Origin of the sequence: Aeromicrobium sp. JJY06, assembly GCF_044069275.1 — a bacterium.
Taxonomy (GTDB): Bacteria; Actinomycetota; Actinomycetes; order Propionibacteriales; family Nocardioidaceae; genus Aeromicrobium; species Aeromicrobium tamlense.
Window position 1 is genome coordinate 437,156 of the sequence record NZ_JBIMRD010000001.1, and the last position, 15,930, is coordinate 453,085.

Here is a 15,930-nt window from a genome sequence, read left to right on the forward strand (position 1 = left end):
TCCGAAAGTGGGCCTCAGGCGCGACGAACGCGCGGACGAAGTCTCACGTGGGGCATCGGCGGGGCCGGAATGACCTGGTCGCCGTGGCCCTCGACGTGGCCGTAGCGAGGCGCGAGCGCCTCCCAGGACTCGCGCGCCTCGACGATCTCCTCGTGCGAGCGGCCGATGAAGTTCCACCACATGACGATCTCCTCGCCGAACGGCTCGCCGCCGAGCAGCATGACGATCGTGGGGCGGTCGACCTCGAGCGCCAGACGCGCGCGGCCGGGGGCCACGTACTCCAGCGAGCGGTGCGGAACGGCTCGTCCGCCCACCCTGACGGCGCCGTCGACGGCGAGGATGCCGTGCTCGAAGTCGGGATCCAGGTCGAACTCGTGGCGCCCGGGCTGAAGCCGCAGCTCGACGCCGACGAGCGGCGTGTGCACCGTGGCCTTCGACGTCTCGCCGGCGAAGCTGCCGACCAGCACGACGCCGGCCCAGCCCTCCCCCTCGACGCGCGGCAGGTCGGGGTGGTGCTCGAAGGCGGCGGGGCCGCGCCGCGTGGCGTCGGGCAGGGCCACCCACAGCTGCACGCCGTGCATCTCGCCGGGCGGGCCCTCGGTGAACTCCGAGTGCGACACCCCGTCGCCCGAGGTCATGAGGTTGAGCTCGCCCGGCTCCAGCACGACGTTGCTGCCGAGGCTGTCGCGGTGCCGGATCCGTCCCTCGATCGGCCACGTGACGGTCTGCAGCCCGATGTGCGGGTGCGGCAGCACCTCCATGCGGTGCTCGGTGGGACCGAAGTGGTCGACGAAGCACCACGCTCCGATGAGCGGGATCTCCTTGCTGGGCAGCGTGCGATGGACCTTGAGTCCGCGCAGCCCGCCCAGCGGGACCTCGCGCGGCTCGATCGTCCGATCCGGACTCATCGCACCAGCGTAGTGCGGAGCCGGTCGATGGTCTGGGGCGTGCCGCCGGCGCGCTGGAACCAGCCGACGGCGCCGCCGGGGTGCTGGTCCCACGTGTCGAGCACGCCGCTGATCGCCTCGACCGGCGTGGCGATGTAGCCGGCCGGCAGCATGGCGCGACGCTCGCCGAAGAGACGGTTGAAGCGGGCCTGGATCTGCTCCTCGTGCTGCGCCGTGACGAGGTAGTCCTCGACGATGTCGTCGCGCTTCGCGCCGAGCAGCGCGAGCACCATCGCGATCGAGACGCCGGTGCGGTCCTTGCCCGCGGCGCAGTGGACGAGGGTGGTGGCGTCCTCGGCCTGCGCGACCGCGTCGATCACCTCGACGAGGTGCTCCGCCGTGGTCTGCAGCATGAGCTGGTAGAGCTCGGCCAGCGACTCCGGCGGCGCGACGCCCGGCCGCAGCGCGCTGAGCAGCGGGAAGTTGAGCACCGTGACCCCCGGCCCGGCGAGCGGGTGCTGGGTCTCGGTCTCCATCGAGGAGCGCAGGTCGATGACGACCGTGGGCGGCCACGTGATGTCGTCGGGCGCGACGTCGTCACCCAGGGGCAGGGCGCTGCGCAGCAGGCGGCCGGGACGGATGACGCCGCCCTCGACGGAGGTGCCGCCGAGGTCGCGCAGGTTCGGGACGGTCTCGTTCACCCCTCCATCCTAGGAACCGCGTCCGACCGTCTGGTCCGACTTCCTACACTGGACGCGTGCCCAGCCCCGCGAGGACCACTGCCAAGGCCGCCGCGAGGACGGCTGGATTCAGCCTCGGCACCTACGCGATCCTCGTGGGACAGGCCCTCCTGGCGCGCAAGCGGATCGGCACCACCACCGACCGTCCGCCCTCGGGCAACGGCGTCTACGGCGAGGACCTGCCGGGCGAGCCGGTCCGCTGCCTGCTGCTCGGCGACTCGACGATGGTGGGCTACGGGGTGAAGGACCTCGAGCACACGCCGTCGGCCCTCATCGGCACCGGCCTGTCGCACCTGCTGGGCCAACCCGTGCAGATCCGCAACGAGTCCACCGTGGGCGCGCGGTCGCGCGACCTGCAGCACCAGATCACCGCGTCCGACCTCGACGACCCGCAGCTGGCGATCATCCTGATCGGCGCCAACGACATCACCCACCAGGTGCCCGCGAAGCGCTCGGCCCGCCGCCTCGCGGCCGCCGTCGCGCGCCTGCGCGGCCTCGGCAGCGAGGTCGTCGTCGGCTCGGTGCCCGACTTCGGCACGATCAAGCCGCTGCCCGTCCCCCTGCGCACCGTCTGCCGCTACTGGAGCCGCCACCTGGCCCGCCGCCAGACCGTGGCCGCCGTCGAGGCCGGCGCGCGCGTGATCTCGCTGGCCGACGTGCTCGAGCCGCTGCTGCTGGTCAAGGGCGACGCCCTCTTCGGCGATGACCGCTTCCACCCCAGCGCCGACGGCTACGCCACGGTGTGCGGGTTCCTCGTGGCGGCCGCCGTGGCGCAGTGGCGCTCGCGCGACGAGCAGCCCGAGGTCGGCGCCGTGGAGCAGATGCCGCTCGGCGAGGCCGCCGAGTGGGCGTCCGAGCACGGCGGCACTGAGGTCGCGCCGGCTCTCCGCGGCCGCCGCTGGGCCGCCGTCCTGCGCCGCCGCTGACCTGCCTGTGGCGGTGAGTCCTCAACCCTTCCCGTTCCTGGGCGGTGGGTCGTCAACCGCACGAGGCCCCGATGCGGTTGATCGCGCACCGGTCGCCAGAGGGAAGGGTTGACAGCTCACCGCTCCCCGCAGGGTCCCGGACACGACGAAGGCCCGCCACCTCGTGGTGGCGGGCCTTCGTGCTGGGGTCTCGGGTGACCCCGTGGATCAGCTGTCTCCGCGCAGGATCGCGAGGAGGCGCAGGATCTCGAGGTACAGCCAGACCAGCGTGACGGTCAGGCCGAACGCCGCGCGCCAGGACTCGCGCTCCGGGAGGCCGGCCTCGACGCCGCGCTCGACGAAGTCGAAGTCCATGATCAGGCACAGGACGCCGAGCACGATCGCGACGCCGCCGACGAGGATCGCCAGCATCGGGTTGTCCATGCTGCGCAGGCCGCCGTTGGGGAACACGCCGAACAGGCTCAGCACCAGGTTGAGGACCATGACGCCCATGAACGCGAACAGCGAGATCATGACGACCCGGCGGAACTTCGCGGTGACCTGGATGTTGAAGAACTTGTAGGCGGCCAGGGTGGCGGCCGCGGCGACGAACGTGGCCAGGACGGCCTGGAACACGATGCCGGCGTCGCCCACCCAGGTGGAGATGATCTTGGAGAAGGCGCCGACGAAGACGCCCTCGACGAGCGCGTACGCCATGACCAGCGGGGGGCTGATGACCTTCTTGAAGGAGTTGACCATCGCCAGGACGAAGCCGATCAGCGCGCCGCCCATGGAGAACGTCCACGCGGTGGCCAGCGCCGCGTCGGAGTCGATGTCGCCGATCATGAACCAAGCGACCGCGGCGCCGAGCACCACGAGGCCGAGCGTGATGGCGGTCTTCTCGACCACGGTGTCCAAGGTCATGCGTCCGGGGGACGTGGGAGCCTGCAGGCCGGGGGTCTGCGTTCCGTCACCCGAGCCGGACAGGTCGATCTTCCACTGCGACGGGTCTGCGTACTGAGTCGTGTTGCGGCCGTTGAACTCCGCGTTGTTCGCAAAGACGGGGTTGCTGCTCCTCATGATCTCCTCCGGGAGAATGTGGCCCCGCGCGCCGGTGGTGGCGGGGTCGGTGTACTCACCCTATACAACGCCCCCACCACCGCCAGGCTTCCCGCTCAGGGCTTCTTCTTCCCGTCCTTCTCCTCGGTGGCGGCCGCGGAGTTCTTCGCGTCGGCCGTCGGGCTCGCGACGAGCAGCGCCGGGACCTTGAGGAATGGCGCGGGACGGTCCTGCGCGACCGCTCCCGTGACCGGACGGGTCGGATCGTCGAAGGAGGACTCGGCCATCTTCATCGGGAAGACGTTCCACGCCGAGGCGCCCGTCTCGAGCTGCACGGGCATCCAGGCGCCGGGCTTGGCGCACTCGTCGAACTCGTCCTTCTCCAGGCAGCCGTTGCCGCCGGGGACCGAGGTCGTGAGGGGCTTGCCGTCCTGGTCGAACAGCTGGACGCCGTTGAGCCTCTCGCCGCGGGCGTTGTAGGCGAAGATGTTCGTGACCTCGCTGCCGTTCAGCCAGACGCCGGTGCCGTCGCCACCCTCGTACCCGCTCCCGTACTCGTACTCCGGCGGGTTCTCGTAGGCCATCTCCAGCTCGGCGCCCGTGGCGTCGTTCGCCAGCACCGGGATCAGCGCGAACGCGGCGAACGCGTTGCCCAGGACGATCAGGACGGCCACGGGACGCGGCCAGGACCTCAGGCCCAGGAAGACGCTGCCGGCCACCAAGAGGATCAGGAGCAGCCACTTCGCGAAGTCACCGGGGAGGACGTCGGTCTTCCACATGCCCAGGATCGTCAGGCAGAACACCTGGTAGGCGACCCAGCCGCGCACGATCCACCACGCGGGACGCAGCGTCACGAGGAAGTCCAGCGTCGAGGAGACCGCCGGGCTGCGGCGCAGACTGCGCTCGACGTCGCGTCCCGCCTCGGCGAAGGAGGTCCCGATCGCGTGGAGTCGGCCCTTGGGAGCCTGGGGCGTCGGCAGTCCGGCGGCGCCGCGCAGCTCGTGGGCGTAGGCGGTGGGGTCGGGCAGCTCGCGCGCCAGGTCCTCGGCGTACGCCTCGGCGAGGTCGGCCTCGAGGCCGTCGGTGAGCTCCTCGACCTCGTCGGCGGGGAGGTCGGCCAGCGCGGCGCGGACGGCGGCCGCGAACGCGACGATCTCGGCGGGGAGGGTGGTGGCGTTCATGCGGCGGTCCCTTCGAGCATGCGGTCCATGGTGCGGGCGAACTCGGCCCAGGTCTTGCGTTGCGCGGCGAGCATGGTCCGGCCCTGCTCGGTGATGCCGTAGTACTTGCGGTGGGGCCCCTCCTCGCTGGGGACCACGTACGACGTGAGCGCGCCGGCCGAGTAGAGGCGGCGCAGCGTGCCGTACACCGACGCGTCGCCCACCTCCTCGAGCCCGGCGGCCCGCAGGCGACGGACGACGTCGTAGCCGTAGCCGTCCTCGCCCTCGACGACGGCCAGGACGGCCACGTCGAGCACTCCCTTGAGCAGTTGGGTTGCATCCATGCGTCGGACAGTACCACGCAATCCGCATTAGTGTGCGAAACGTGACACCGGCACGTCGTGTCGCACCACTGAACGAGGTTTCCTGTCACTTCACGGGGTTCGCGAACCTCGTGAAGTGACAGTTTCCCCGGTTAACCGGGGAAACCGTCAGGCCCGGACGTCGTGCAGGTGGTGCACGAGGTCGTGCAGGGCGTAGCGCGTGAGCGTGTCGGCGGTGAAGGCCGAGCCGTTGGATCGGAGGCCGGGGCGCGACCAGTCGCGCACGGCGTCGATCTCGGCCGCGAACGCGGCGGCGGCCGGAGTGAGCTCGGCGGTGACGACGGCGGGATCCTGGTCGGCGTAGCGGGACTCGGCCGCCGTGGCGTCCTGGTCCCAGTTCGCGAACTCCGGCCCGTCCTGCTCGCGGATCAGCGCGAGGCGGTCGGCGAACAGGTGCAGCACGTCGCGCACGTGGCACGCGTACTCCAGCACCGACCACGTCGCGTCGTCCGGGCGCTGCGCGGCGTCGGGCCGGGCCAGCGCCTCACCCCACCGCGGCACCATCGCGCGGACCTCCTCCCCCGCCCGCGTGGGCTCCGCCGCGTCCGCGTCGAAGCCGCACTCCTCACAGGTCTGCTGCAGGACCCAGGTCCAGTCCTTGGTGTCGGGGATGATCGCCATGCCGCTCACGATGGCAGGCTCGATAGGTTCGGACCATGCCCGAAACCGCCGAAGATCGCACGGATCACGACGAAGACCCGTTCCGACGCGAGGTCGTGTCGTTCACCCGGCGCGGCGGCCGGCTCACCGAGCGCCAGCAGGACGCGTGGGACGACGTCGCCCACCGCTTCGTCGTCGACGTGCCGCGCGGGCGCACCAGCACCTCCGTGGCCGACGGGTTCACGATCGACCCGGCCGAGCTCTTCGGCCGCGACGCTCCCCTGGTGCTCGAGATCGGCAGTGGCCGCGGCGAGTCCCTCGTGCACGCCGCGAAGTTGAACCCTGACACCGACTTCCTCGGCCTCGAGGTCTACGTGCCCGGCGTCGCGCAGACCCTCGTCCAGCTGCGCCACGAGGGGGTCGAGAACGTGCGGCTCGCGGTCGTCGACGCCGTGCCCGCGCTCACCCGGATGCTGCCGGCCGAGAGCGTCGACGAGGTGCGCGTCTGGTTCCCGGACCCCTGGCACAAGAAGCGTCACCACAAGCGCCGCCTCGTCACGGACGAGGTCGTCCCCCTCGTCCACCGCGTCCTCAAGCCGGGCGGCGTGTGGCGGCTGGCCACCGACTGGCAGGACTACGCCGACCAGATGCTCGAGGTGGTCGGGCGCGCCGAGGGCTTCACGACCTCGGGCGACTGGGCCGAGCGGTTCGAGGGCCGGCCGATCACGAAGTTCGAGGCGAAGGGCATCGCCAAGGGACGCACGATCCGCGACGTCTCGGCGCTTAGGATGACCCCATGAGCAACGAGCGGACCACGGCCGAGCTGCTCGGGATCGAGCCCGGATCGCTGCTGTGGATCGTGGGCGACACCGTCGAGGAGACGGCCGTGCTCGACCCCCTGCCCGAGGGTGTGGAGACGTACGCCGACGAGGAGCCCGAGCAGTCCGAGAGCTGGTTCGACGACACGTGGACCGGCGCCGAGAACCAGCCCGAGCCCACCGACCCCGTGCGACCCTCCGGCATCGACACCGCGGTGATCGCCGTGTCGAACAGCCAGGAGTTCCACATGCGGCTCGACGACGTGCTGCCGCGCCTGGGCTCGATCGGCCGCGTCTGGGTGCTCTACCCCTCCGACGCACTGCCCCTGTCGATCCTGCGCGCGGGCGTCGACGAGTACGGCTGGGACACCGCCGCGCCGCTCGAGCTCGACGAGACCTGGTCGGCGATCGAGCTCAAGCAGTCCTGAGCGCGTGCTCCCGGCGGGATTCGAACCCGCACTGAAACGGGTTTAAGCCGTCTGCCTCTGCCGTTGGGCTACGGGAGCCTGGCCCAGCCTACGAGTCCGAGGACTCGCGGTGGTCCACGACGACGTCCGCGGGCTCCTCGCCCGCGAGCAGCCGCTCCACCTGGCCGCGCACGACGGCCTGGATGCGCGGCGCCATCGCCGAGGTCATGCCGCCGACGTGCGGCGTGATGATGACGCCCGGCGCCAACCACAGCGGGTGGTCAGCCGGGAGCGGCTCGGGGTCGAAGACGTCGGAGGCGTAGCGGATCCGGCCGGCCTCGGCGAGGACGGCGTCGGTGTCCGCCGTGCGGCCGCGGGCCACATTGACGACGATCGCGCCGTCGGGCAGGGCGGCGAGGAACTCCGCGTCGACGATCCGCTCGGTGTCGGGCGTCAGCGGGACCGCCACGACGACGGCGTCCACCGTGGGCAGCAGGTCGGCGAGCTCGTCGGTGCCGTGCACGTGGCCGTGCTCGTCGTCGCGGGCGCGGGTGCCGACCCGGACGATCTCGCAGCCGAAGCCGTCGAGCCGGGCGGCCATCCGCCGGCCGATGCCGCCGACGCCGAGCAGCAGCACGCGCCGGTCGAGCAGGCTGGTGGTCCAGCTCTTGCGCCACCGGCCCTCCGCCTGCTGGGCGGCGAAGACGTCGAGCTTGCGCACGGCGGCGAGCAGCAGCGCCATCGCCAGCTCGGCCGTGGAGTCCTCGTGCACGTCGACGGCGTTGGCATAGCGGCCACCGGCCGACAGCACGTCGCCGACGCCGTCGTAGCCCAGCGACTGGCCCTGGATCAGGCCGATGCGGGACGCGTCGACGGCCGCCATGTCGGAGGGGTCGAGCGTGTACGGCCACACCGCGAGGTCGAGCCGGCCCTCGGGCTGCGGGGCCTTGCCGTCCCACTCGACGACCTCGACGGGGAGATCGTCGAGGACGCCCTGCCAGGAGGAGTCGGGCACCGAGATGCGCATCAGGCGACCTCCCTCGCGGCCGCCCAGGCGATGCCGTCGAGGATGTCCTGCTCGCTCACGACGAGCTCCTCGGTGGTGCGCGGCAGGTGCTCGAGCACCCGGTCGAGGATGAGCGCACCGCCCGCGATCACGTCGGCGCGGCCCGGGTGCATGAACGGCAGCGCGCGGCGGTCGGCCACGGGCATCTGCATGAGGGAGCCGCAGGCGGCGCGGACGTCATCGACGTGGATGCGCGCCTGGTGGATCACCTCGCTGTCGTAGGAGGGCAGCGCCAGCGAGTGCGCGGCGATCGTGGTGATGGTGCCCGCGACGCCGACGATCTCGTCGGACGGCTCGAGCTGTGACAAGACCGGCGCGAGGACGGCGTCCAGGTGTGTCATGCAGGCGGTCACCTCGGCCACGGACGGCGGGTCGGTGAGCAGGAAGCGCTCGGTCATCCGCACGGAGCCGAGGTCGAACGAGTGCGAGAAGGTCGGGGCGCCGCGCCCCTGGACGACCTCGGTGGAGCCGCCGCCGAGGTCGATGACGGCAGTGAGCGCCTCGGCGACGTCGCCGGTGGCGCCCTCGAAGGAGGCGCGTGCCTCCTCCTCGCCGGTCAGCACGCGCGGCCGGACGCCGAGGATCTCCTCGACCCGGTCGGAGAAGTCCGCGGCGTTGTCGGCGTCGCGCATCGCCGAGGTCGCGGCGAACGAGACCACGTCGACGCCCATCGCGTCGATGACCCCGCCGTACTCGCGGCAGGCCTCGAGCGTGCGCTCGACGGCCTCGGGGGCGAGGGTGCCGGTCTCGTCCACACCCTGTCCCAGACGGACCACGCGCATCTCGCGCAGCAGGTCGGTCTTGGCGTCGCCCTCGATCTCGGCGATCAGCAGTCGGATGGAGTTGGTCCCGCAGTCGATCGCCGCCACCGTGCTTCGAGCCATGCCGTCAGGCTATCGGGGTCGCCTCTCACCGCGGCACGGGCGTGCCCGAGATGTGTAGCAACCTCCACCGAAATCCCCTCGGATCGGAGCGAAAAGGGTGGATACCGCTACACATCCGGCGCGCGGGACGCGCGGGTCAGGCGGAGGGCGGGGCCTGGTCGGCGGCGGGGGCGCAGGCGGAGTGGCCCCAGTAGTCGCCGAGGAGGGCGACGGCCTCGTCGCCGAGAGGGTTGACGCCCGGGCCCTTGGCCAGCGAGTGGCCCACCAGCACGTGGAGGCACTTGACGCGGTCGGGCATGCCGCCGGCGCTGATGCCGTCGATCTCGTCGACGTGACCGATGGCCTCGCGCTCGGCGAGGTAGGACTCGTGCGCGGCGCGGTAGGCCGCCGCGAGCTCGTCGTCCTCCCCCAGTCGCTGGGTCATCTCGGCCATCAGGCCCGACGCCTCGAGCGTGCCGATCGCGCCGGTGAGCCGCGGGCAGGTCAGGTAGTAGAGCGTGGGGAACGGGGTGCCGTCGGGCAGCCGCGGCTCGGTCTTCACGCCGTTCGGGTGACCCGAGGGGCAGCGCGAGGAGACCTCGATCATGCCGCGGGGCGGGCGGCCCAGCTGCTCGGTGATCGCGGCGATGTCCGCGGGGTCGATCATTCGTCGGTCTCCAGCTCGGGGTCGGCGTCGGTGGGCTCCGCGGCCCGGTCGGGGGTGCCGGCGGCCTCGACCGAGCCCCACAGCCGCTCGACCCACGGCCGGCGCGGGGCGACCTCGGGCTCCTCGAGGGTGGACGACTGGCCCTTGAGCTCGCCGTCGACGCCGATCACGCGGTAGCCGATCTCACCGGGCATGACCCAGCCGAAGCGCTCGCGGGCCTGCTGACGGATGTAGGCCGGATCGCTCCAGCGGCGCTCCTGGTCCTCCAGCTGCGCGATGTCCTGCTGCGTCTGGCGGTTCTGCGCCTCGAGCGCGGCGATCTCGGACCGCTGCTGCCACCAGGCGTGCACCGAGGTGGTGTAGGAGGCGATCAGCATGACCGCGACGCCCAGCAGGATCAGTGCCCGGGTGGTGAACCGGGTGCCGGAGCCCCCGGACGACGCGACGGGCGCGGCCTGCGGCCGGGCCGTGGTGCGCGGGGTCGACCGTCCGTCGCGCCGACCCGTGGGTCGACGCGACGACGGGGACGATCCGCGTCCGGCCATGGCTCAGGCGAACCGCGGGAAGGCGCCGGCGCCCGCGTAGCTGGCGGCGGGGCCGAGCAGCTCCTCGATGCGCAGCAGCTGGTTGTACTTCGCGACGCGGTCGGAGCGGGCCGGGGCGCCGGTCTTGATCTGGCCGCAGTTCGTGGCGACGGCGAGGTCGGCGATCGTGACGTCCTCGGTCTCGCCCGAGCGGTGGCTCATCATGTTGTGGAAGCCGGCGCGGTGGGCCAGGTCGACGGCGTCGAGCGTCTCGGACAGCGAGCCGATCTGGTTGACCTTGACGAGCATGGCGTTGCCGGCCTTCTCGGCGATGCCACGGCTCAGGCGCTCGACGTTGGTGACGAACAGGTCGTCGCCGACGAGCTGGGTCTTGTCGCCCAGGGCCGCGGTGATGGCGGTCCAGCCGGCCCAGTCCTCCTCGTCCAGCGGATCCTCGATCGAGACGATCGGGTACGAGGAGACGAGCTCGCTGTAGTAGGTGATCATCTCGTCGGACGACTTCGCGACGCCCTCGAAGGTGTAGCCGCCCTCGCCGTGGAACTCGCTCGCGGCGACGTCCATCGCCAGCGCGATGTCGGAGCCGAGCGTGAGGCCGGCCTTCTCGACGGCGATCGCGATGAGGTCGAGCGCGGCGCGGTTGCTCTCCAGGTTCGGCGCGAAGCCGCCCTCGTCGCCCAGGCCCGTGGACAGGCCGCGGTCGTGCAGCACGCCCTTCAGCGCGTGGTAGACCTCGGCGCCCCAGCGCAGCGACTCGGCGAAGGACTCGGCGCCGATCGGCGCGATCATGAACTCCTGCACGTCGACGTTGGAGTCGGCGTGGGCGCCACCGTTGAGGATGTTCATCATCGGCACGGGCAGCACGTGGGCGTTGGGGCCGCCGACGTAGCGGAACAGCGGCAGGCCGGCCGACTCGGCGGCGGCGTGCGCGACGGCCAGGGAGACGCCGAGGATCGCGTTGGCGCCGAAGTTGCCCTTGTTGGGGGTGCCGTCGAGGTCGAGCATGGCCTCGTCGATCGCGCGCTGGTCGTCGGCGTCGAAGCCCACGAGGGCCTCGCACAGCGTGGTGTTGACGGCCTCGACGGCCTTCAGCACGCCCTTGCCGAGGTAGCGGTCGCCACCGTCGCGCAGCTCGACGGCCTCGAACTGGCCGGTGGAGGCGCCGGAGGGCACCGCGGCACGGCCCAGCGTGCCGTCGTCCAGGACGACCTCGACCTCGACGGTCGGGTTGCCCCGGGAGTCCAGGATTTCGCGGGCGGCGACGTCGTCGATGATGGCCACGGCAGGCTCCTCGAGTGGGTTCGGGGTGTGGGGGTCCAGCAGAGTCAGCCTAGCGCCGTGACGACCCGGATCGAGGAGGCCCCGCGGCGGGCGGACGCACGATGAGGCATTCCGGTCCCGCAGCGGGGCGCCATGCCTCATCCTGCGTCCCGCGCGTGGGACAGTGAGCGCAGGTACGAGGGAGGTCTGTCATGACGATTCACAGCGAGGGCCCCGGCAGCGGGCTGGACCAGGTCCGCCGCGCGGGCATCGAGACCACGGGCATCGAGATCATCGACGAGAGCGAGCGCGTCGCGCGGCCCTCCGACCTGTTCTGGCCCTGGTTCGCCGCGAACGTGTCGGTCTTCGGCATCTCCTACGGCAGCTACGTGCTGGGCTTCGGCCTGTCGCTGTGGCAGGCGACGATCGTGGCCGTCCTCGGCATCGTGGTGTCGTTCGCCGCGTGCGGCCTCGTGGCCATCGCGGGCAAGCGCGGCTCCGCGCCGACGATGATCCTCTCGCGCGCGCCGTTCGGCGTGGTCGGCCAGAAGGTGCCCGGCGTCTTCAGCTGGCTCATCTCCATCGGCTGGGAGACGTTCCTGGCGATCATGGCCACGCTCGCCACCGCCACGGTCTTCCGCGAGCTCGGCTGGAGCAGCGGCGACGCCGTCAAGGTCATCGCGATGATCGTGGTGGCCGCGCTCATCGTCGCCGCCTCCGTCGCCGGCTACCACATCATCATGGCCATGCAGTCGGTTCTCACGTGGCTGACGGGCATCGCCACGATCGGCTACATCGTGCTCACCGTCGACGAGATCGACATGGACGCCGTGACCTCGATGCCGAACGGCTCGGGCCAGGCGGTCGTCGGCGCGTTCGTCATGGTGATGACCGGCTTCGGGTTCGGCTGGATCAACATCGCCGCCGACTGGTCGCGCTACCAGCGCCGCGAGACCAGCGGCGCCCAGATCGTCCTGTGGAACACCTTCGCCGGAGCGCTCGCCCCGGTGGTGCTCGTCCTCTACGGCATCCTGCTGGCCGGCTCCTCCGAGGAGCTCAGCGCCGGCATCGTGAACGACCCCATCGGCACCCTGGCCACCGTGCTGCCCACGTGGTACCTCGTGCCGTTCCTCGTGGCCTCGGTGCTCGCGCTCGTCAGCGGCGCGGTGCTCGGCATCTACTCGTCGGGCCTCACGCTGTTGAGCCTCGGCGTGCGGATCCCGCGACCGGCCGCCGCGTTCATCGACGGGGTCATCCTCACGCTCGGCACGATCTACGTGGTCTTCTTCGCCGAGAGCTTCCTGGCGCCCTTCCAGAGCTTCCTCATCACGCTCGGCGTCCCGATCGCGGCGTGGGCGGGCATCATGATCGCCGACATCGCGCTGCGGAAGCGGGACTACGACGAGGAGGCGCTGTTCGACTCCTCGGGCCGCTACGGCGCCGTGAACTGGGTGCCCGTGATCACGATGGCCGTCGCCTCGGTCGTCGGCTGGGGCCTGGTGGTCAACAGCTTCGCCCAGGACGCCAGCTGGAACAACTGGCAGGGCTACCTGATCGAGCCGCTCGGACTCGGCGAGTGGGTCGCGGACGGCGGCTACTGGACCGGCAACTGGGCCTACGCCAACCTCGGCGTCCTGCTGGCCTTCGCGATCGGGTTCCTCGTCACGCTGGTGTTCCAGCGGTCGCGGGTCGCCCGTCAGGAGGGCCGCGCGTGAGCGAGCCCTGGCTCGTCGTGATCGACCCCCAGCGGGTCTTCGCGGCGCCGGACTCGCCGTGGGGGTCGCCGATGTTCGACGCGATCGTGGAGCCCGTGCGCGAGCTGGCCGCCCGGCACCGCACGATCGTCACGCGGTGGGTGCCCGCGCCGGGCGAGGAGCGCGTGGGCGGCTGGAACGCGTACTTCGCGGCATGGCCGTTCGCCGACCGGCCGGCGGACGACGCGCTGTTCGACCTCGTGCCCGAGGTGACCGACCTCGCTTCCGACGGCACGGTCGACGCGACCACGTTCGGCAAGTGGCCGGCGCTGGGGGCAGTCACGGGCCCGGCGCCCGAGCTCGTGCTCACCGGCGTGGCCACCGACTGCTGCGTGATCTCCACGGCCCTGGCGGCGGCCGACGCCGGCGCGACCGTGAAGGTCGTGGCCGAGGCCTGCGCCGGCTCCACGCCGGAGAACCACGCCAAGGCCCTCGACCTCATGGCGCTCTACGCCCCGCAGATCACCGTCGCCCGAGGCGCCCGAGATCTGTAGCGGCAGCCACCCTTTTGCGGTCGGATCGGCCGAAAAAGGGTGGACAGCGCTACACATCTCGTCCGCCGGAGGCGGATCCTGGGTCAGCCGTCGGCGTGGCGGCGGGTGGCGCGTCTCAGCTCAGCCTCGGCGTCCACGCCCTGGACCCTGGCCTCTGCCACGAGCCTCAGGAGGCGGGCGCCCAGGTCGTCGCCCTCGACGGGGCGGTCGACGCGACCCAGCACCTTGTCGGCGGCCATGAGGGCCGGCAGGTCCTTCGGGATGCCCTCGGACGGGTGGGTGCGCTGCTTGCGCTCGGCCTTGAGGCGCTGCCAGTTGGCGTCCACCTCGGCCGCCGACGACACCGTGACGTCGCCGAACACGTGCGGATTGCGGTGCACGAGCTTGTCGGCGATCTCGCGCACGACGTCGTCGGTGCTCCAGCCCTCGTCGTCGGACTCGGCGATCGCGGCATGGATGACCACCTGCATCAGCAGGTCGCCCAGCTCCTCGCGCAGGTGGCCCGAGTCGGCCAGGTCGATCGCCTCGGCCGTCTCGTACGCCTCCTCGATGACGTAGTGGCGCAGCGAGGCGTGGGTCTGCTCACGGGTCCACGGGCACTCGGCCCGCAGCCGCCGCATGACCTCGACGAGGCGGTCGAACTCGTCGCTCACGTCAGGAGCACTGCAGCGCGGCTGGGCGGTCCTCGGTGGCGGTGGCGTCGAGCTCGCCGCCGGCGACCGACAGCGACCCGCTGTCGGCGATCTGCTGGACGGTGTCGTCGAGGCCGAAGCGCGGGTCGATCTCGATGTCGCTGTCGGCGGTGGCCTGCGCGAGCAGCTGCTGACCGGCCTGCTGGAGCGCCTCGCCCTCCTGGAGGGAGGAGTCGGCCTCGCGCGCCATCTGCTGCGCGATCACGCCGGTGCGCTGGTTGCGCTCGATGAGCTCGAGGGCCGCGTCGAGGTCGTCGCCGAACATCTGCTCCAGCTGCTCGCGGTCGGCGGCGGCGAGCGCCGGGACCGTGACCTGGTAGCCGCGCTCCTTCGCCACGCGGTCGGCGACGGCGCCGGACACGAGGTCGGCCACCGACTGGCGACGCAGCGCGGAGGAGTCGATGCCGGCGGCGCTGCCGCCCTGGCCCGAGAGCGAGGCGGTGCAGTACACGTCGGCGACGTCATCGACGTCGGACATGGGGATCCGGGTGCCGTCGACGACGGCCGCGGCGCCGGGGTTGACCGGGCCACAGCCCGCCATCAGCAGCGCGGCGAGTCCGAGGACGGCCAGGCGGGTCTTCGACATGGCGTCAGACTACCGAGCGTGACTCAGTTCACGTCGGACGGCAGGCCCGCGCCGGTCGTGGCGACCCACTCGGCCACCGTGTCCTCGCGCACGGCCTGCCACAGGTCCTCGCCCGCCTGGCGATCCAGGTAGACGACGCTCTGCTCCCCCTCCATGCCCGTGCCCTTGACCGGCACGGTCGTGAACGCGACGTCGGACCCGCGGATCGAGCGCAGCGACCACGCGAAGTCGCGCAGCTCGCCGGTGGACCAGCCCTCGTCCACGGAGAGGTTCTTCGTCACCGCGTCGAGCGCGCCGTAGAGCCGCACCGGGTTGGCGAAGGTGCCGGTCGAGAGGGTCTGCGCTATGAGGGCCCGCAGGAAGTTCTGCTGGCGCTTGATGCGGTCGAAGTCGCCGCCCGCGAGACCGGCCCGCTGACGCACGTAGTCGAGCGCCGTCGCCCCGTCCATGCGCTGGGTTCCGGCGCGCCACGTGCGGCCGGAGTAGCCGTCGGTGACGGTGTTCGGCACCGTGATCTCGACGCCGCCGAGGGCGTCGGTGAGCGCCTTGAAGCCCTCCCAGTCGATGACCGCGACGTGGTCGATCCGGACGTCGGTGAGGTTCTCCACCGTCTCGACCGCGAGCGCGGGACCGCCCCACGCGAAGGCCGCGTTGATCTTCGCGGGGCCGTGGCCCGGCACCTGCACCCACGAGTCGCGCGGGATCCCGATGACGCCGATGCCCTCACGGTTCGACGGGACGTGCACGACCATCATCGTGTCGCTGCGCTGACCCGCGACCGAGCCGTCGACGCGCTTGTCGCTGCCCATCAACAGGATGTTCATCGAGTCGCCCGGCGACTCCGCCGGACGGTCGCCCGCCGGCATGGCCGAGGGCAAGTGGTCCACCTGGCCGCCGAGCTTGTCCTGGAGCCACAGGCCGGTGCCGAGCGCGGCCACCACGGCGATCGCCACGACGATCGAGGTGACGATCGTCAGGCTGCGCAGCACGCGCCGCCAGCGCGGCTTCGCCGCGGGCGGCGCCTCGGTGGTCTGGGCGTCGGTCACG

The 15,930-nt window shown here is 71.7% G+C and carries 19 protein-coding genes and 1 tRNA gene; 5 read left to right on the plus strand and 15 right to left on the minus strand.

What is annotated here, in order from left to right; genetic code table 11:
• Positions 1-14: 14 nt before the first annotated feature.
• Together ACGWYL_RS02255 and ACGWYL_RS02260 are read right to left on the minus strand one after the other, a co-directional pair.
• Positions 15-908 carry a pirin family protein gene (locus tag ACGWYL_RS02255; RefSeq protein ID WP_395486320.1) on the minus strand — a complete coding sequence of 298 codons (894 nt, stop codon included), beginning with the start codon at positions 906-908 and terminating at the stop codon, positions 15-17.
• Entirely contained in the window at positions 905-1,588 is a 684-nt protein-coding gene (locus ACGWYL_RS02260) for a tyrosine-protein phosphatase (protein ID WP_395486321.1), read from the minus strand. The genes ACGWYL_RS02255 and ACGWYL_RS02260 overlap by 4 nt, the downstream gene beginning before the upstream one ends.
• Positions 1,589-1,644: 56 nt before the next feature.
• Between ACGWYL_RS02260 and ACGWYL_RS02265 the strand changes: the two genes are divergently transcribed.
• A complete protein-coding gene (locus tag ACGWYL_RS02265; RefSeq protein WP_179423162.1) occupies positions 1,645-2,553 on the plus strand; it encodes an SGNH/GDSL hydrolase family protein in 909 nt (302 codons plus the stop codon).
• A 207-nt stretch (positions 2,554-2,760) separates the two neighbouring features.
• On the opposite strand, the gene ACGWYL_RS02270 is transcribed toward ACGWYL_RS02265, so the two are convergent.
• The 4 genes from ACGWYL_RS02270 to ACGWYL_RS02285 form a co-directional block, all read right to left on the minus strand.
• Entirely contained in the window at positions 2,761-3,612 is an 852-nt protein-coding gene (locus ACGWYL_RS02270; RefSeq protein ID WP_179423160.1) for a Bax inhibitor-1/YccA family protein, read from the minus strand.
• 95 nt (positions 3,613-3,707) lie between these two features.
• Positions 3,708-4,772: a hypothetical protein gene (locus tag ACGWYL_RS02275; RefSeq protein ID WP_269303430.1), complete on the minus strand. Its 1,065-nt coding sequence runs from the start codon at positions 4,770-4,772 to the stop codon at positions 3,708-3,710.
• Entirely contained in the window at positions 4,769-5,095 is a 327-nt protein-coding gene (locus ACGWYL_RS02280; RefSeq protein ID WP_179423156.1) for a PadR family transcriptional regulator, read from the minus strand. The genes ACGWYL_RS02275 and ACGWYL_RS02280 overlap by 4 nt, the downstream gene beginning before the upstream one ends.
• A gap of 147 nt (positions 5,096-5,242) precedes the next feature.
• Positions 5,243-5,755, minus strand: a complete 513-nt coding sequence (locus ACGWYL_RS02285) for a DinB family protein (RefSeq protein WP_395486322.1) — start codon at positions 5,753-5,755, stop codon at positions 5,243-5,245.
• A gap of 35 nt (positions 5,756-5,790) precedes the next feature.
• On the opposite strand from ACGWYL_RS02285, the gene trmB reads away from it, so the two are divergent.
• Complete coding sequence (gene trmB / locus ACGWYL_RS02290; protein WP_395486323.1) at positions 5,791-6,534, plus strand: tRNA (guanosine(46)-N7)-methyltransferase TrmB; 744 nt, start codon at positions 5,791-5,793, stop codon at positions 6,532-6,534.
• Complete coding sequence (locus ACGWYL_RS02295) at positions 6,531-6,980, plus strand: hypothetical protein (RefSeq protein ID WP_179423150.1); 450 nt, start codon at positions 6,531-6,533, stop codon at positions 6,978-6,980. Before trmB ends, ACGWYL_RS02295 begins: the two co-directional genes overlap by 4 nt.
• 5 nt (positions 6,981-6,985) lie before the next feature.
• Here ACGWYL_RS02295 and ACGWYL_RS02300 read toward each other — a convergent pair.
• From ACGWYL_RS02300 to eno, 6 genes are all read right to left on the minus strand, one after another.
• Positions 6,986-7,058, minus strand: a tRNA-Leu gene (locus ACGWYL_RS02300).
• Between the two features lie 10 nt (positions 7,059-7,068).
• Positions 7,069-7,986: an NAD(P)-dependent oxidoreductase gene (locus ACGWYL_RS02305; RefSeq protein ID WP_395486324.1), complete on the minus strand. Its 918-nt coding sequence runs from the start codon at positions 7,984-7,986 to the stop codon at positions 7,069-7,071.
• Complete coding sequence (locus tag ACGWYL_RS02310) at positions 7,986-8,909, minus strand: Ppx/GppA phosphatase family protein (RefSeq protein ID WP_269303436.1); 924 nt, start codon at positions 8,907-8,909, stop codon at positions 7,986-7,988. Before ACGWYL_RS02310 ends, ACGWYL_RS02305 begins: the two co-directional genes overlap by 1 nt.
• Before the next feature lie 136 nt (positions 8,910-9,045).
• Positions 9,046-9,555 carry a DUF501 domain-containing protein gene (locus ACGWYL_RS02315; protein WP_179423144.1) on the minus strand — a complete coding sequence of 170 codons (510 nt, stop codon included), beginning with the start codon at positions 9,553-9,555 and terminating at the stop codon, positions 9,046-9,048.
• On the minus strand, positions 9,552-10,100 hold the full coding sequence (locus ACGWYL_RS02320; protein ID WP_179423142.1) for a septum formation initiator family protein: 549 nt from the start codon (positions 10,098-10,100) through the stop codon (positions 9,552-9,554). The genes ACGWYL_RS02315 and ACGWYL_RS02320 overlap by 4 nt, the downstream gene beginning before the upstream one ends.
• A 3-nt stretch (positions 10,101-10,103) precedes the next feature.
• The gene (gene eno, locus ACGWYL_RS02325; RefSeq protein WP_179423140.1) at positions 10,104-11,378 is read right to left on the minus strand and encodes a phosphopyruvate hydratase; all 1,275 of its coding nucleotides are present in this window, start codon (positions 11,376-11,378) and stop codon (positions 10,104-10,106) included.
• A gap of 191 nt (positions 11,379-11,569) precedes the next feature.
• Here eno and ACGWYL_RS02330 point away from each other — a divergent pair, with 191 nt between their 5' ends.
• Positions 11,570-13,072, plus strand: a complete 1,503-nt coding sequence (locus tag ACGWYL_RS02330) for a cytosine permease (protein ID WP_179423138.1) — start codon at positions 11,570-11,572, stop codon at positions 13,070-13,072.
• The gene (locus ACGWYL_RS02335; RefSeq protein ID WP_395486325.1) at positions 13,069-13,605 is read left to right on the plus strand and encodes a cysteine hydrolase family protein; all 537 of its coding nucleotides are present in this window, start codon (positions 13,069-13,071) and stop codon (positions 13,603-13,605) included. Before ACGWYL_RS02330 ends, ACGWYL_RS02335 begins: the two co-directional genes overlap by 4 nt.
• 83 nt (positions 13,606-13,688) lie before the next feature.
• Here ACGWYL_RS02335 and ACGWYL_RS02340 read toward each other — a convergent pair whose 3' ends face one another.
• From ACGWYL_RS02340 to ACGWYL_RS02350, 3 genes are read right to left on the minus strand one after another with little or no spacing between them, the layout of a single operon-like run.
• Entirely contained in the window at positions 13,689-14,258 is a 570-nt protein-coding gene (locus ACGWYL_RS02340) for a MazG family protein (protein WP_395486326.1), read from the minus strand.
• A 1-nt stretch (position 14,259) separates the two neighbouring features.
• Positions 14,260-14,883, minus strand: a complete 624-nt coding sequence (locus ACGWYL_RS02345) for a hypothetical protein (protein ID WP_179423134.1) — start codon at positions 14,881-14,883, stop codon at positions 14,260-14,262.
• A gap of 23 nt (positions 14,884-14,906) precedes the next feature.
• Complete coding sequence (locus ACGWYL_RS02350) at positions 14,907-15,929, minus strand: LCP family protein (protein ID WP_395486327.1); 1,023 nt, start codon at positions 15,927-15,929, stop codon at positions 14,907-14,909.
• Position 15,930: the final 1 nt, after the last annotated feature.

Coding starts and splice junctions, on each gene's coding strand:
- ACGWYL_RS02330 (WP_179423138.1), top strand. CDS start 11,570: ATGACGATTCACAGCGAGGGCCCCGGCAGCGGGCTGGACCAGGTCCGC.
- ACGWYL_RS02270 (WP_179423160.1), bottom strand. CDS start 3,612: ATGAGGAGCAGCAACCCCGTCTTTGCGAACAACGCGGAGTTCAACGGC.
- ACGWYL_RS02285 (WP_395486322.1), bottom strand. CDS start 5,755: ATGGCGATCATCCCCGACACCAAGGACTGGACCTGGGTCCTGCAGCAG.
- ACGWYL_RS02320 (WP_179423142.1), bottom strand. CDS start 10,100: ATGGCCGGACGCGGATCGTCCCCGTCGTCGCGTCGACCCACGGGTCGG.
- ACGWYL_RS02295 (WP_179423150.1), top strand. CDS start 6,531: ATGAGCAACGAGCGGACCACGGCCGAGCTGCTCGGGATCGAGCCCGGA.
- ACGWYL_RS02305 (WP_395486324.1), bottom strand. CDS start 7,986: ATGCGCATCTCGGTGCCCGACTCCTCCTGGCAGGGCGTCCTCGACGAT.
- trmB (WP_395486323.1), top strand. CDS start 5,791: ATGCCCGAAACCGCCGAAGATCGCACGGATCACGACGAAGACCCGTTC.
- ACGWYL_RS02280 (WP_179423156.1), bottom strand. CDS start 5,095: ATGGATGCAACCCAACTGCTCAAGGGAGTGCTCGACGTGGCCGTCCTG.
- ACGWYL_RS02310 (WP_269303436.1), bottom strand. CDS start 8,909: ATGGCTCGAAGCACGGTGGCGGCGATCGACTGCGGGACCAACTCCATC.
- ACGWYL_RS02275 (WP_269303430.1), bottom strand. CDS start 4,772: ATGAACGCCACCACCCTCCCCGCCGAGATCGTCGCGTTCGCGGCCGCC.
- ACGWYL_RS02345 (WP_179423134.1), bottom strand. CDS start 14,883: ATGTCGAAGACCCGCCTGGCCGTCCTCGGACTCGCCGCGCTGCTGATG.
- ACGWYL_RS02315 (WP_179423144.1), bottom strand. CDS start 9,555: ATGATCGACCCCGCGGACATCGCCGCGATCACCGAGCAGCTGGGCCGC.
- ACGWYL_RS02255 (WP_395486320.1), bottom strand. CDS start 908: ATGAGTCCGGATCGGACGATCGAGCCGCGCGAGGTCCCGCTGGGCGGG.